The 12,821-nt window shown below is 63.2% G+C and carries 11 protein-coding genes; 7 read left to right on the top strand and 4 right to left on the bottom strand.

The annotated features are described in order from the left end of the window. Window positions 1-50 precede the first annotated feature (50 nt). Window positions 51-536, top strand: a complete 486-nt coding sequence (gene coaD / locus ACF8FG_RS26155) for a pantetheine-phosphate adenylyltransferase (RefSeq protein WP_010955660.1) — start codon at window positions 51-53, stop codon at window positions 534-536. A gap of 101 nt (window positions 537-637) precedes the next feature. Further along, entirely contained in the window at window positions 638-889 is a 252-nt protein-coding gene (locus ACF8FG_RS26160) for a YfhL family 4Fe-4S dicluster ferredoxin (RefSeq protein WP_003249063.1), read from the top strand. 161 nt (window positions 890-1,050) lie between these two features. On the opposite strand, the gene mutM is transcribed toward ACF8FG_RS26160, so the two are convergent. Both mutM and ACF8FG_RS26170 read right to left on the bottom strand, forming a co-directional pair. Beyond that, window positions 1,051-1,863 carry a bifunctional DNA-formamidopyrimidine glycosylase/DNA-(apurinic or apyrimidinic site) lyase gene (gene mutM, locus ACF8FG_RS26165; protein ID WP_010955661.1) on the bottom strand — a complete coding sequence of 271 codons (813 nt, stop codon included), beginning with the start codon at window positions 1,861-1,863 and terminating at the stop codon, window positions 1,051-1,053. Between the two features lie 3 nt (window positions 1,864-1,866). Further along, on the bottom strand, window positions 1,867-2,685 hold the full coding sequence (locus ACF8FG_RS26170) for an HDOD domain-containing protein (RefSeq protein WP_178095734.1): 819 nt from the start codon (window positions 2,683-2,685) through the stop codon (window positions 1,867-1,869). 175 nt (window positions 2,686-2,860) lie between these two features. Between ACF8FG_RS26170 and ACF8FG_RS26175 the strand changes: the two genes are divergently transcribed. Together ACF8FG_RS26175 and ilvD are read left to right on the top strand one after the other, a co-directional pair. Next, a complete protein-coding gene (locus tag ACF8FG_RS26175; protein WP_004575470.1) occupies window positions 2,861-4,057 on the top strand; it encodes a class I SAM-dependent rRNA methyltransferase in 1,197 nt (398 codons plus the stop codon). Window positions 4,058-4,327: 270 nt separating this feature from the next. Beyond that, window positions 4,328-6,169 carry a dihydroxy-acid dehydratase gene (ilvD, locus tag ACF8FG_RS26180; protein ID WP_003249056.1) on the top strand — a complete coding sequence of 614 codons (1,842 nt, stop codon included), beginning with the start codon at window positions 4,328-4,330 and terminating at the stop codon, window positions 6,167-6,169. 238 nt (window positions 6,170-6,407) lie between these two features. Here ilvD and ACF8FG_RS26185 read toward each other — a convergent pair whose 3' ends face one another. After that, window positions 6,408-7,463, bottom strand: a complete 1,056-nt coding sequence (locus tag ACF8FG_RS26185) for a phosphorylcholine phosphatase (protein ID WP_014592742.1) — start codon at window positions 7,461-7,463, stop codon at window positions 6,408-6,410. Window positions 7,464-7,707: 244 nt separating this feature from the next. Here ACF8FG_RS26185 and ACF8FG_RS26190 point away from each other — a divergent pair, with 244 nt between their 5' ends. Continuing rightward, on the top strand, window positions 7,708-9,099 hold the full coding sequence (locus tag ACF8FG_RS26190) for an L-cystine transporter (protein WP_014592743.1): 1,392 nt from the start codon (window positions 7,708-7,710) through the stop codon (window positions 9,097-9,099). Between the two features lie 199 nt (window positions 9,100-9,298). Here the strand turns inward: ACF8FG_RS26190 and ACF8FG_RS26195 are convergent, their stop codons facing one another. Further along, window positions 9,299-9,814: a dihydrofolate reductase gene (locus ACF8FG_RS26195; RefSeq protein ID WP_019436571.1), complete on the bottom strand. Its 516-nt coding sequence runs from the start codon at window positions 9,812-9,814 to the stop codon at window positions 9,299-9,301. 54 nt (window positions 9,815-9,868) lie between these two features. Between ACF8FG_RS26195 and ACF8FG_RS26200 the strand changes: the two genes are divergently transcribed. Together ACF8FG_RS26200 and ACF8FG_RS26205 are read left to right on the top strand one after the other, a co-directional pair. Further along, window positions 9,869-11,260 (top strand): DUF2868 domain-containing protein, encoded by a 1,392-nt coding sequence (locus tag ACF8FG_RS26200; RefSeq protein ID WP_392519369.1) that lies wholly within the window; start codon window positions 9,869-9,871, stop codon window positions 11,258-11,260. Further along, a complete protein-coding gene (locus tag ACF8FG_RS26205) occupies window positions 11,253-12,617 on the top strand; it encodes a GTPase/DUF3482 domain-containing protein (protein ID WP_014592746.1) in 1,365 nt (454 codons plus the stop codon). Before ACF8FG_RS26200 ends, ACF8FG_RS26205 begins: the two co-directional genes overlap by 8 nt. Window positions 12,618-12,821 lie beyond the last annotated feature (204 nt).

Here is a 12,821-nt window from a genome sequence, read left to right on the forward strand (position 1 = left end):
TCGCTGCGCTACCATCCGACTCCCCAACGCACTCCAGCCAGGATGACGCGATGAACCGAGTGTTGTACCCGGGTACTTTCGACCCCATTACCAAAGGCCATGGCGATCTGGTCGAGCGCGCTTCGCGGCTATTCGACCACGTGATCATCGCGGTGGCGGCCAGCCCCAAGAAAAACCCTTTGTTCCCCCTGGAACAACGGGTTGAGCTCGCCCGTGAGGTCACCAAGCACCTGCCCAATGTCGAAGTCATCGGCTTCTCTTCCCTGTTGGCGCATTTCGCCAAGGAACAGGGCGCCAACGTCTTCCTGCGTGGCCTGCGTGCGGTGTCCGACTTCGAGTACGAGTTCCAGCTGGCGAACATGAACCGGCAACTGGCCCCCGATGTCGAGAGCCTGTTCCTGACGCCGTCGGAGCGTTATTCGTTCATTTCCTCGACCCTGGTCCGGGAGATTGCTGCGCTGGGCGGTGATATCAGCAAGTTCGTCCACCCGGTGGTGGCCGACGCACTGACTGAACGCTTCAAGAAGCAAGCCTGACGCCTGATTGTCGCGCCCGCGTGCACTGCGGGCGCGAATGCGGCACAATTGTGCCCATTGCGTTGAACATGCCCGGGCTGTGAGCCCCGGCCGGAGTCCCCATGTCCCTGATCATCACCGACGATTGCATCAATTGCGACGTCTGCGAACCCGAGTGCCCGAACGAGGCTATCTCCCAAGGCGAAGAGATCTACGTGATCGACCCTAACCTGTGCACCCAGTGCGTAGGCCATTACGACGAGCCGCAGTGCCAGCAGGTGTGCCCGGTCGACTGCATCCCGCTGGATGAAGCGCACCCGGAAACCGAAGAACAGCTGATGGCCAAGTATCGCCGGATCACTGGCAAGGGCTGATCACTGCCCTTCGCTGCACGCTCCCTGTGGGAGCGGGCATGCCCGCGAACACCGGCGCAGCCGGTGCCATTCATCGCGTCGCCTGCTTCGCGGGCTTGCCCGCTCCCACAGTTACCGCGCCAACGTTCAGGTTTTGCTTCAACAGGTTTGCAGCGAACGTTTTATCGTTGGCAGCGCGGGCAGTACACGCTCGCCCTCTGCCCCAGCTTCACTTCGCGCAACTCAGTGCCGCATACCTTGCACGGCTGCCCGCCACGCCCGTACACAAACAGTTCCTGCTGGAAGTACCCTGGCTGCCCATCGCCACCGATGAAGTCACGCAAGGTGGTACCACCCTGCTCGATCGCCGCCGCCAGCACCCGTTTGATCTCGATCGCCAGTTTCAGGTAGCGCGCCCGGGAAATCCCGCCCGCCTCCCGGCGTGGGTCGATACCGGCGGCAAACAGCGCCTCGGTGGCGTAGATGTTGCCCACCCCTACCACCACCGCGTTGTCCATGATGAACGGCTTGACCGCCATCGACCGCCCGCGGGACAGCTGGAACAGCCGTTCACCATCGAACAGGTCGGTCAGCGGCTCAGGCCCCAGGCGCAGCAGTAGCTCATGGTTCAGAGGATCCAGGCTCCACAGCATGGCACCAAAGCGGCGTGGGTCGGTGTAGCGCAGCATCAGCCCGGACTCCAGCTCGATGTCGACATGCTCATGCTTGGCCGCCGGCAAGCCCAGCTCGACCAGCCGCAGGTTGCCCGACATGCCCAAATGGCTGATCAGCGTCCCCACTTCGGCATTGATCAACAGGTACTTGGCGCGTCGCTCCACGCTGACGATGCGCTGCCCTGACAGGCGCACATCAAGGTCTTCCGGAATCGGCCAGCGCAGGCGTCGGTCGCGTACCACCACACGGCTGACGCGCTGGCCTTCCAGGTGTGGCGCAATACCGCGCCGGGTGGTTTCTACTTCTGGCAATTCCGGCATGTGTCAGTGTCCGCCCAACTCGCGAATATTCTGCTTGAGGTTTTCGAAATCGTATTCCGACAAGCCAATGTAATCGAGCACCAAAGGGCCGACCGCATTCCATTCGTGGTCCACCGACTGGTTGCCCAGCACCCGGTAGGACGCGCAGATATGCTCGGCCATCTTCAGCACCGCCAGCAGGTTTTTCAGCTGGCTCTGGGTATTGCGCGAGGTATCGTCGCGGAACACGGCCAAGGCATTGTGGTGGTTGGCGATGGCCGCAGTGAGGTGCTCGGGCAAGCGCCAGGATTTGGCTGTGAAGTAGCCGACCACTGAATGGTTGGTGTTGAACGTGCGGTTTTCGGTATCGACCACGCGTGTTTCTTCGTCGGCCTTGGCGTATGCCTCTTCCAGCACGTCCATGTAATCGGGGAAGCGCTTGAGCATCAACGGCACGCCACAGTCATGGAAGAGGCCAAGGGTATAGGCCTCGTCCGCCGCCTGTATGCCGGTACGCTTGGCCAGTGTCAGGCAGGTCATCGCGACGTCCTGGGCGGTATCCCAGAAGCGGTTGAGGGTAACGATGGTCTCGTCACTCATCTCGCCCTTGATCGACTGGGCGTTGATCAGGTTGATGATCGAACGGCTCCCCAGCAGGTTCACCGCACGCTGGATCGAACCGATCTTGTTCGACAAGCCGAAGTGCGGAGAGTTGACCAGCTTGAGCAAGGCACCAGAGAGGCCCGGGTCCTGGGAAATCAGCTTGGCGATGGTTTCCAGGTCTGGGTCAGGCATGTACTGCTCGAACTGCAGATCGACCATGATCTGCGGTTGAGGCGGGATGGTGATGCCTTGCAAGGCTTGCTGGATCTGTTCGGCGCTGAGTTCTTGGGACATACGTGCACACTCGTTTAGGACGCGGCATTTTAACCCTCTAAGCGCTCCCAGTTACCACACCTCTAAAGGCGAAAGCACAGCAGACACGCTATAATCCCGCTCTTTTTCCCGGAGCGACGTCATGTCCCTGCCCAGCCTTCGCCTCAAAGCCAATGCCGACCGCCGCCTGCGCGCCGGCCACCTGTGGGTCTACAGCAACGAAGTCGATGTCAGCGCGACCCCTTTGCAAGGCTTCCAGGCGGGTCAGCAGGCCATTCTCGAGGCAGCCAACGGCAAGCCGCTGGGCATCGTCGCACTGAGCCCGAACAACCTGATCTGCGCCCGCCTGCTGTCACGCGACATCAAGCTGCCGCTGGACAAGTCGCTGCTGGTACACCGCTTGAACGTCGCCCTGTCGCTGCGCGAGCGCCTGTTCGACCAGCCGTGCTACCGCCTGGTCTACGGTGACTCCGACCTGCTCCCTGGCCTGGTGGTCGACCGCTTCTTCGATATCCTCGTGGTGCAGCTGGCCTCGGCCACCATGGAAGCGCACAAGGATGACGTGATCGCCGCACTGGTGCAGGTGCTCAAGCCCAGCGGCATCCTGTTCAAGAACGATTCGGCCGCGCGCGACGCCGAAGGCCTGCAGCGCTATGTCGAGACCGTCTACGGCGAAGTGCCGGACTGGGTGCCGCTGGAAGAGAACGGCGTCAAGTTCGAAGCCCCGGTGCGCGAAGGCCAGAAGACGGGCTGGTTCTACGACCACCGCATGAACCGCGCCCGCCTGGCACCGTACGTGAAGGGCAAGCGTGTACTCGACCTGTTCAGCTACATCGGTGGCTGGGGCGTGCAGGCCGGTGCCTTCGGCGCCAGCGAAGTGTTTTGCGTCGATGCCTCGGGCTTTGCCCTGGACGGCGTGGAGCGTAACGCTGCACTGAACGGCATCAGCGAGAAGCTGACCTGCATCGAAGGCGACGTGTTCGAAGCCCTGCGCGAGCTCAAGGCAGCCGAAGAACGCTTCGACGTGATCATTGCCGACCCACCTGCCTTCATCAAGCGCAAAAAGGACCTGAAAAACGGCGAAGCGGCCTACCGCCGCCTGAACGAACAGGCCATGCGCATGTTGAACAAAGACGGCATCCTCGTCAGCGCCTCGTGCTCGATGCACCTGCCCGAGGACGACCTGAACAACATCCTGCTGACCAGTGCCCGCCACCTGGACCGCAACATGCAGCTGCTTGAGCGAGGCGGTCAGGGCCCGGATCACCCGGTACACCCGGCCATCGCCGAAACCCGCTACATCAAAAGCATCACCTGCCGGTTACTGCCAAACAGCTGATATCTGCCAAAAAGGGCCGCCCAGCGGCCCTTTCCTGCCGCAATCCCCCCGCCAACCATCCACATCTGCATTCCCTCACCGCGCCAGCGGTGTAGAATCGGCCTATTCATCGCCAGTCATCCCCGGCGGGTTTATGAGCTCTGGTCAAGCACGCGGCGATCCCGCGCAGTCTTGGCCCCATCCGTGCCAGTGGCAACCGACCTGCGGCGCAAAGGACAAGAGAAGCTCACTCCCCTATTTGTGACCTGATTAAGCCGCCAGGAGTGTTTCATGCCTGATTATCGTTCCAAGACTTCCACCCAAGGCCGCAACATGGCCGGCGCCCGTGCCCTGTGGCGCGCCACCGGGATGAAGGACGAAGACTTCAAGAAACCGATCATCGCCATCGCCAACTCGTTCACCCAGTTCGTCCCGGGCCATGTGCACCTGAAGGACCTGGGCCAGCTGGTGGCCCGCGAAATCGAACGCGCCGGTGGCGTGGCCAAGGAATTCAACACCATCGCGGTCGACGACGGCATCGCCATGGGCCACGACGGCATGCTGTACTCGCTGCCAAGCCGCGAAATCATTGCCGACGCCGTGGAATACATGGTCAATGCGCACTGCGCCGACGCTATTGTCTGTATCTCCAACTGCGACAAGATCACCCCCGGCATGCTGATGGCCGCCCTGCGCCTGAACATCCCGGTGATCTTCGTTTCCGGCGGTCCGATGGAAGCCGGCAAGACCAAGCTGGCCAGCCACGGCCTGGACCTGGTCGATGCCATGGTCATTGCGGCCGACTCCACGGCCTCCGACGAGAAAGTCGCCGAATACGAGCGCAGCGCCTGCCCGACCTGCGGTTCGTGCTCCGGCATGTTCACCGCCAACTCGATGAACTGCCTGACCGAAGCCTTGGGCCTGGCCCTGCCGGGCAACGGTTCGACCCTGGCCACGCACTCTGACCGCGAACAGCTGTTCCTCACGGCCGGCCGCACCATCGTCGAGCTGTGCAAGCGCTACTACGGCGAGAATGACGAGTCGGTACTGCCACGCAGCATCGCCAACTTCAAAGCGTTCGAAAACGCCATGATGCTGGACATCGCCATGGGCGGTTCGACCAACACCATCCTGCACCTGCTGGCCGCAGCACAGGAAGGTGAAGTGGCCTTCGACCTGCGCGACATCGACCGCCTGTCACGCAAAGTGCCGCAGCTGTGCAAAGTGGCGCCGAACATCCAGAAGTACCACATGGAAGACGTCCACCGCGCTGGCGGCATCTTCAGCATCCTCGGTTCGCTGGCCCGTGGCGGCCTGCTGCACACCGACCTGCCGACCGTGCACAGCCGCAGCATGGAAGAAGCCATCGCCAAATGGGACATCACCCAGACCGATGACGAAGCTGTGCACACCTTCTTCAAGGCTGGCCCTGCCGGTATCCCGACCCAGACCGCATTCAGCCAGTCGACCCGTTGGGAAACCCTCGACGACGACCGTGAAAACGGCTGCATCCGCAGCTTCGAACACGCCTACTCGCAAGAGGGCGGCCTGGCCGTGCTGTACGGCAACATCGCACTGGATGGCTGCGTGGTCAAAACGGCCGGTGTGGACGAATCGATCCACGTGTTCGAGGGCACCGCGAAGATCTTCGAAAGCCAGGACAGCGCCGTGCGCGGCATCCTCGCCGACGAGGTGAAAGCCGGCGACATCGTCATCATCCGCTACGAAGGCCCGAAAGGCGGCCCGGGCATGCAAGAAATGCTCTACCCGACCTCGTACCTCAAGTCCAAAGGCCTGGGCAAGGCCTGCGCCCTGCTCACCGACGGTCGCTTCTCAGGCGGTACTTCGGGCCTGTCGATCGGCCACGCCTCGCCAGAGGCCGCGGCGGGCGGCGCCATCGGCCTGGTGCGCGACGGCGACAAGGTACTGATCGACATCCCTAACCGCTCGATCAACCTGCTGGTCAGCGATGAAGAGCTGGCGGAACGCCGTGTCGAGCAGGACAAGAAGGGCTGGAAGCCAGCCGAGGTCCGTCCACGCAAGGTAACCACCGCGCTCAAGGCCTATGCCCTGCTGGCCACCAGTGCCGACAAGGGTGCGGTGCGTAACAAGGCAATGCTCGAAGGGCTGTAAGGGCTTTTCTGGCATTGGCACAACCGGCGTCTCGTACGCCGGTTTTTTTTGCCTGTGGATAAAGGCTGGATCAAAGCTCTCGCTTCGCGGCGCACAGTGTAGTGGTCGAACAGACCCTCGGCCCTGAGGGCGCCAGGATCCGTGAACGTGCCATTGAACAAGTGACCCTGTTGGCGCAGAACATTGACCAGAAAGCGGCCCAGACCCTCATTGTGGGCCGCGATGGTTGATATTCCCGTTACTGGATCTGCTCCGGCGTGACAATCACCCAGTTCTTGTCCGCCGTCACCGGCAACCCTTCCTTGGCCTGCGCCGCCGCATTTTTGGCAATCATCCCGTTGAGCTGGTCCATGTACTTGGCCTTGCGGTTTATCCACAGGTGGATACCGCCTTTGCCCACATCCACCCCGTGGAACTGCATGTAGCCATCGCTGGTCGGCGTGTCGCCGCCCACCAGCACCGGTTTCTTCCATTCGTCGATGTAGGTAAGGATCGCCGCCTGCTTGCCCGCCATCCAGGTGGCCGGGGTCCACAGGTAAGGGGTCAGCTCCAGGCCCTCGTTAGCCTTGGCATCGTAGTGCCCGGCGCTGATCTGCTTGCGCGCAGTGGTCAGCTGTCCGCTGGCGCGGTCCTTGAGCAGCAGGCTCACGCCAATCACGTTCTGGGGCTTCACGTTGTAACCATACTTGGGGTCCGAGGCGACCATGCGTACCAGCTCTTCGGAGGCCGCCGAAATCACATAGACGTCGATGCCGTTCTCCATCAGCTTGTTGTACAGCTCGGCCTGGCCCTTGAAGACCTTGGGCGGCTGAACCTCGATGGCCTTGACCTGGTCGCCTTCGTAATAGGTGCTGGGGATCGGCTTGGTCGAAGCCATCAGCTCATCCACCTGCACCTTCAGCTCCTGCAAGGTAAAGCCGGAGAACACCTGGGCTACCCACGGGTAGCAGACCATGTCATCGATCTCACACAGCCGGTAGTAGTAACTGAACAGGCTTTCCTTGTGCTCGGCAGTGTCCTTGAACGGCATCAGCTTCAACGAAGGGTCGAGCTTGTCGCGGCTTAGCAGGCCCTTGTTTTCCATGAACGGAAGCAAGGCTTCTTCCAGGTCATAGCGGTAACTGGTGTTGTCCATGTCGAACACCGCGTAGTTACCCTTGTTGGCATTGGCGGCGATCATGCTGTCGAGCTGTTTGGCCGCGTCAGCAGGCCAGTGTTTGAGCTCCGTGGCGAAGGTTTCGATACTGAACAGCAGGGACAGGCCAATGGCGGCGGCTTTCGCAGCGACTTTCATGTACGAATCTCCTGAAATGACCCAGAAACGCTAGTGCAACAATTCCTACTGCAAGCCCCCGATAACGACCTCCAGGCAGCCGAAAACGCCTTGTTCATTGCAATCTGCGACATCCCGTTATTCCATAAACGACTATGTAAATTCCATTTGGGTATAAATTCGTTTGTTTTCAGGCTGTTAGCATTTCCGTTCGCAATCGCTCACAGAGGCGATGCCACTTATGCTTTTTTCTGCTGGAGCTTCAATGAACCTGCCGCTGTCACTCAACCTGCTGGCGTTCCTGGCCCTGTTGCTGGGTCTGGCACAAACCCGCCGCACCGACTGGAGCCTGGCCAAGAAGGTACTGCTTGGCCTGGTGCTGGGCGTGGTCTTCGGCCTTGTGCTGCACACGATCTATGGCGCTGGCCACCCCGTGCTCAAGGCAACCATCGCCTGGCTCGATCTGGTCGGCAACGGCTATGTCGGCCTGCTGCAGATGATCGTCATGCCGCTGATCTTCGCCTCGATTCTCAGTGCCGTGGCACGTTTGCACACTGCCTCTTCGCTGGGCCGCATCAGCGTGCTGAGCATTGGCACCCTGCTGCTGACCACGGCCATTGCCGCCCTGATCGGCATTGTGTTGACCAACCTGTTCGGCCTCAGCGCCGAGGGCCTGGTGGCCGGCGTCCAGGAAAGCGCACGCATGCAGGTTATCCACAGTGACTACGCGGGCAAGGTTGCCGACCTCAACATCCCGCAACTGCTGCTGTCGTTCATCCCCAGCAACCCGGTAGGCGACCTGGCGCGGGCCAAGCCGACCTCAATCATCAGCGTGGTGATCTTTGCGGTGTTCCTCGGTCTGGCCGCGCTGCAGCTGATCAAGGACGACGCCGAGAAGGGCGAGCGCGCCCTGTCCGCCATCGATACCCTGCAGGCCTGGGTGATGCGCCTGGTGCGGGTCGTGATGAAGCTGACCCCCTATGGCGTGCTGGCGTTGATGACAAAAGTAGTGGCCAGCTCCAACACGGAGGACATCCTCAAGCTGGGCAGCTTCGTGGTGGTGTCGTACCTGGGCCTGGGGTTGATGTTCGTGGTGCATGGCATCATCCTCGCCGCCACCGGTGTGAGCCCGCTGCGCTTCTTCCGCAAGGTGTGGCCGGTGCTGACCTTCGCCTTCACCAGCCGTTCCAGCGCCGCCAGCATTCCGCTGAACATCGAGGCACAAACCCGCCGTCTGGGCGTGCCGCAATCGATCGCCAGCTTCAGCGCATCGTTCGGCACCACCATTGGCCAGAACGGCTGCGCCGGGCTCTATCCTGCCATGCTGGCGGTGATGGTCGCGCCAGCGGTAGGCATCGACACCTTCGACCCGCTGTGGATCGCCACCCTGGTGGCCATCGTCACGCTGAGCTCTGCAGGGGTTGCCGGCGTGGGCGGCGGTGCCACCTTTGCCGCGCTGATCGTGCTGCCAGCCATGGGCTTGCCGGTGGAACTGGTGGCGTTGCTGATTTCGGTGGAGCCGCTGATCGACATGGGCCGTACGGCGTTGAACGTGAACGGTTCGATGACGGCGGGCGTTGTCACCAGCCAGCTGTTGAAAGAGACTGACAAGGAAGTGCTGGCCGGTGATGAACATGCCGAGCTGAGCCACACCTGACAGATCGCCGGGGCGCATTGCGCCCCTTTCGCGACAAGGCCGCTCGTGTCTTGCTCAAAACCTAAACCCCCTGCGGTCCCGTGTAGGAGCGGGTTCACCCGCGAAGGGCTGCAAAGCAGCCCCAACAATCTCTGCCCCCCTGCGGCCCCCGTAGGAGCGGGTTCACCCGCGAAGGGCTGCAGAGCAGCCCCCAACAATCTCAACCCTTATCCCAAACCTCGAAGTGATACACCGGCTTACCTTCCTCAGCCTGTACCTCGCTAGAAGTCAGCCTCCACTGCCCTTCATCAAACGCCGGGAACCACGCATCCCCCTCTGGCGCCAACTCAACCCGCGTCAGGTACATGCGACTGACCAGCCCCTTCTCCAGCGCCTGCCCATACAGCTGCGCGCCACCAATCAGCATCAGCTCACCGACGCCCTGCCCGCGCGCCCACTGCTCGGCCCGCACCAACGCCTCTTCAAGCGAGGCGAACACCTCGGCACCCGCCAGTTCAAGCCCCGGCTGGCGGCTGACCACGATGTTCAGCCGCCCAGGCAGCGGCCGCCCCAGCGAGTCCCAGGTCTTGCGCCCCATGATGATCGGCTTGCCCAGGGTGGTGGCCTTGAAGTACTTGAAGTCCCCCGGCAAATGCCAGGGCATGGAGTTGTCGATGCCGATCACGCGGTTCTCGGCATAAGCCGCGATCAGGCTGAGGGGGAGTGATGTATTCATGCCGGCGAGGATAGCACCGGGCGTGTGGGTTATGCTTCTGCCTTGACCTGTGCAATGGAAGACCTTGTGACTGCACCCACGCCACTGGACAAGCGCTGGCTCACCGAAGCGGTACGCCTGCGCGAAGAACATGCCGGCCCGCTGGAAGACCAGGAAGCGAACCGCCACGCCCGCCAGCTAGGTGGCGACCTGGCCACGCGCATCGAAACACGTGCGCTGTTCCTGGCCGAGCGCGATGACATGACCGGCGCCCTGCGCCATTGGAAGCAGGGCGCGCGTCTGGCGCTGCTGGCCCTGCTGCTGCTGGCCGTGCTCAGTGGCGCAGGCCTGGGGCTGGCCGCCCTCGGTGACGGGCAGCGCCCGGTGAATGTGTTCTGGGCGCTGGGCAGCCTGCTCGGGCTGAACCTGCTGATGCTACTTGGCTGGGGCATGGGTTTTGCCCTGAGCGGCGAGCATGGCGCAGGGCTGGGCCGCTTGTGGCTGTGGCTGAGCGAACGCTTTGCCCGCGATGCCAGGGCCGCGCACCTGGCGCCAGCGCTGCTGGTGCTGCTGCAACGTCAACGCCTCAACCGGTGGCTGCTCGGCCTGTTGGTACACGGCCTTTGGCTGCTGGCGATGCTCACCGCGCTGGGCATGCTGCTGGTCTTGCTGGCAACCCGGCGCTATGGCTTTGTCTGGGAAACCACCTTGCTCGCCGCCGACCCGTTCATTCACCTGACCCAAGCACTGGGCGCCCTGCCCTCGTTGCTGGGCTTCGCCGTGCCCGACGAAGCCATGATCCGCGCCAGCGGCGACAGCCTGCCGGCCCTGGACATGGCACGCCAGGCCTGGGCCAGCTGGCTGCTTGGCGTGGTACTGGTATACGGCCTGCTGCCCCGCCTGCTGCTGGCCGGGTTATGCCTGTGGCGCTGGCGCCAGGGCCGCGAACGCCTGACGCTGGACCTGGGCCTGCCCGGCTACGCGCAACTGCGCGAAGCACTGATGCCGCGCAGCGAGCGCATCGGCGTGCAGGATGCTGCCCCGCAAGCCTTGCCACAGTTTGCCGCCGGGCAGCTGGAAAGCGGCAGCAGCGGTGCCCTGCTGGTCGGCCTGGAGCTGGACGACCAGCGCCCCTGGCCACCCGCCCTGCCCAAAAGCGTGACCGATGCCGGCGTACTCGACAGCCGCGAATCACGCAACCGGCTGTTGGAGCAGCTCAGCCGCTTCCCGCCGGCACGCCTGGCCATCGCCTGCGACCCACGCCGCTCGCCCGACCGCGGCAGCTTGGCGCTGCTCGCCGAACTGGCGCGCAATGCCGGCGCAACCCGTATCTGGCTGCTGCAGGCTGCACCGGGCCAGCCCCTCGATGCCGAGCGCCTGGGCGATTGGCACGAAGCTCTTGACCGCCTTGGCCTGCAACATGCCGACACCTCACCGCTGACCTGGCTGGAGCATGGCCATGACTGAGCCACTGAAACTGGCCGTGGTCGGCCATACCAATGTTGGCAAAACCTCGCTACTGCGCACCCTGACCCGCGACGTCGGTTTTGGCGAAGTGTCCCACCGCCCCAGCACCACCCGCCATGTGGAAGGTGCGCGGCTGTCTGTGGACGGTGAACCCTTGCTGGAGCTGTACGACACGCCCGGCCTGGAAGATGCCATCGCCCTGCTCGACTACCTTGAACGTCTGGAACGCCCGGGCGAGCGCCTGGACGGCCCGGCCCGCCTGGAGCGTTTTCTGCAAGGCAGCGAAGCGCGCCAGCGTTTCGAGCAGGAGGCCAAGGTATTGCGCCAACTGCTGGCCAGTAATGCCGGGCTGTATGTGATCGATGCGCGCGAGCCGGTGCTTGCCAAGTACCGCGACGAACTGGAAGTACTGGCCAACTGCGGCAAGCCGTTGCTGCCGGTGCTCAACTTCGTCGCCAGCAGCCAGCACCGCGAGCCTGAATGGCGTGAAGCCCTTGCCCGGCTTGGGCTTCACGCATTGGTGCGGTTCGACAGCGTGGCCCCGCCAGAGGATGGCGAGCGCCGTTTGTACGAAAGCCTGGCGCTGCTGCTGGAAAACGCCCGCCCGGCGCTGCAGCGGCTGATCGACGACCAGCAGGCGCAGCGCCTGGCTCGCCGGCACAGCGGGAAGCGCCTGATTGCCGAGCTGCTGCTCGATTGCGCTGCATGCCGGCGCAGTGTCGAGGCCGAACCAGCGGCAGAAGCCCGGGCCATCGAGGCGCTGCGCCAGGACATACGCCAACGAGAACAACGCTGCGTCGAAGCCTTGCTCAAGCTGTATGCCTTCCGCCGCGAGGATGCTCATGCCAGCGACCTGCCATTGCTGGATGGCCGCTGGGGCGATGACCTGTTCAATCCGGAGACTTTGAAACTGCTGGGCGTGCGCTTGGGCAGCGGTGTGGCGGCAGGTGCTGCGGCAGGTGCCGGGGTCGATTTGCTGGTTGGTGGCCTTACCCTCGGTGCGGCGGCGCTGGCCGGAGCGATTGCCGGTGGCGCGCTGCAGACGGCGCGCAACTATGGGTCACGGTTGATGGGCAAGCTCAAGGGCAAGCGCGAGCTGACCGTGGACGACACGGTATTGCGTTTGCTGGCCTTGCGTCAGCAGCAGTTGATGGTGGCGCTGGATAACCGCGGGCATGCGGCGCAGGACAGCATCAGGCTGGGTGAGCTGGATGAAAAGGCCTGGCGCGAGGGCAAGTTGCCGGAGGCGCTGGTCAAGGCGCGGGCGCACCCGCAATGGTCCACCCTGAATCCCGGGGCGAAGCTGAATCAGGCTGAGCGGCAGGAACAGCTGGAGGCGCTGGTTTCACAGATTTGAGCCAGCAGGCCCGGCCCTTTCGCGGGTGAACCCGCTCCTACAACGGCCTGTGCCCCCCCCGATGTGTGTCCACCACCGTGGTAGGAACGGGTTTACCCGCGAATACGGTGGCGGTGGCAACGGTGAACGGCTGGTGGAGATTGGCCAGCAGGGCCGGCCTCTTCGCGGGTAAACCCGCTCCTACACGGCGGCCTGTGTCCAGCC

It is taken from the genome of Pseudomonas sp. YQ_6 (assembly GCF_043103245.1).
In the GTDB taxonomy this organism is placed as follows: Bacteria; Pseudomonadota; Gammaproteobacteria; order Pseudomonadales; family Pseudomonadaceae; genus Aquipseudomonas; species Aquipseudomonas alloputida.

Excerpts from the sequence above, each read along its gene's own strand:
- ACF8FG_RS26185 (WP_014592742.1), bottom strand. The coding sequence starts at position 7,463 with ATGAAAGTCGCTGCGAAAGCCGCCGCCATTGGCCTGTCCCTGCTGTTC.
- mutM (WP_010955661.1), bottom strand. The coding sequence starts at position 1,863 with ATGCCGGAATTGCCAGAAGTAGAAACCACCCGGCGCGGTATTGCGCCA.
- ilvD (WP_003249056.1), top strand. The coding sequence starts at position 4,328 with ATGCCTGATTATCGTTCCAAGACTTCCACCCAAGGCCGCAACATGGCC.
- ACF8FG_RS26175 (WP_004575470.1), top strand. The coding sequence starts at position 2,861 with ATGTCCCTGCCCAGCCTTCGCCTCAAAGCCAATGCCGACCGCCGCCTG.
- ACF8FG_RS26160 (WP_003249063.1), top strand. The coding sequence starts at position 638 with ATGTCCCTGATCATCACCGACGATTGCATCAATTGCGACGTCTGCGAA.
- ACF8FG_RS26205 (WP_014592746.1), top strand. The coding sequence starts at position 11,253 with ATGACTGAGCCACTGAAACTGGCCGTGGTCGGCCATACCAATGTTGGC.
- ACF8FG_RS26195 (WP_019436571.1), bottom strand. The coding sequence starts at position 9,814 with ATGAATACATCACTCCCCCTCAGCCTGATCGCGGCTTATGCCGAGAAC.
- coaD (WP_010955660.1), top strand. The coding sequence starts at position 51 with ATGAACCGAGTGTTGTACCCGGGTACTTTCGACCCCATTACCAAAGGC.
- ACF8FG_RS26200 (WP_392519369.1), top strand. The coding sequence starts at position 9,869 with ATGGAAGACCTTGTGACTGCACCCACGCCACTGGACAAGCGCTGGCTC.
- ACF8FG_RS26190 (WP_014592743.1), top strand. The coding sequence starts at position 7,708 with ATGAACCTGCCGCTGTCACTCAACCTGCTGGCGTTCCTGGCCCTGTTG.